Annotated in this window: 1 protein-coding gene; it reads right to left on the bottom strand. The window is 40.2% G+C overall.

Annotated elements, in window-relative coordinates; genetic code table 11:
- Positions 1–244 precede the first annotated feature (244 nt).
- Positions 245–1,111 (bottom strand): transposase (locus tag BCU91_RS07115; RefSeq protein ID WP_102531190.1); only part of this gene is annotated, 867 nt, incomplete at its 5' end.

Below are 1,111 nucleotides of genomic sequence, written 5' to 3'. Positions count from 1 at the left end.
CGCACGGTGCGCTCTTACCGGAAGAAATATTGTGCCACTCATTATTTTGAAGTTATAACATAACGCCTTTCGATTTGAGTTGCTAACACCTACATTCATTAACTGATGGGATTATTCCTGCCAAAGGACTAAATATTTCATCATTAATCACCAAAAGTAACTCATAAACTAAAGTCAACACAGCAAAAAAACTTGATATCTATCAAGTGGGAAATGCTTTTATTTGAAATTAAGAAATGATGTATTAAGCGCACAACCAGCGCTGACAGTTAGCTGCGCCTTGTCGTCGTTTTAGGTCTAGATGCTCGCAATAGTCTGTTAATGAAGGTAAAGCCCCCACCGCACCTTTAAATAATGCACCGAACTCAGTGGTGATTTTTAACCAGTTTTCAGCAGGGATATTCAATCTATTGAGAATGTCTTGACTACTCGCGCTAATGACGCCGCGTTTATCTTCTCGAATAATCCGCCCTGTATCTTCAACCAGCACAATGTAGTCTTTAACACTAAACATCAGTCCATTAGGCATATCTAAACGTTCATTTCCTACAAATGGCAGTAACTCTTTTGGTTGCTCACCTTTCATAGCTGAATTTATGCGTCGTTGAATACTGGTGTAATCTGAAGTTTCAGGTGTTGCAGCCATTTGAGCGCGAATTGGATTCAAATCAACATAGGCCATACAGGCGAGAACTGCTGCGTCATCAAGTAATGCTTGCGATTTAAAGCGCCCTTCCCAAAAGCGACCTGTACACTTATCTTCTTTATTGGCCATTCTCGCAATCGGTTCACTCAAGGAACGCATAAACCAACTGATATCGGTCAATCGCTCTCGATATAGCGCAATACAATCATTAACCGTCTTTAATTCAAACTCATTAAGCGCTTCACCTTTAACAAATTTATGGGTCAACAAGGTGCCTTTAAAGCCTTTATGCCATTGAGTAAGCACCTCAATATCAGACCAGTTTTTGGCGATATCGATATCCACTTTTAGCACCACATGTAAATGATTACTCATCACCGCATAAGCACAGATATCAATCGCGAAAATCGTCGCCAATTCAATAATTCGGTTATCTACCCACTCACGGCGATGTTCAAAGTTTTC

This window comes from Shewanella sp. 10N.286.52.B9, from assembly GCF_002873635.1.
Lineage (GTDB): Bacteria > Pseudomonadota > Gammaproteobacteria > Enterobacterales > Shewanellaceae > Shewanella.
This window is presented reverse-complemented; position numbering and strand designations above follow the sequence as displayed.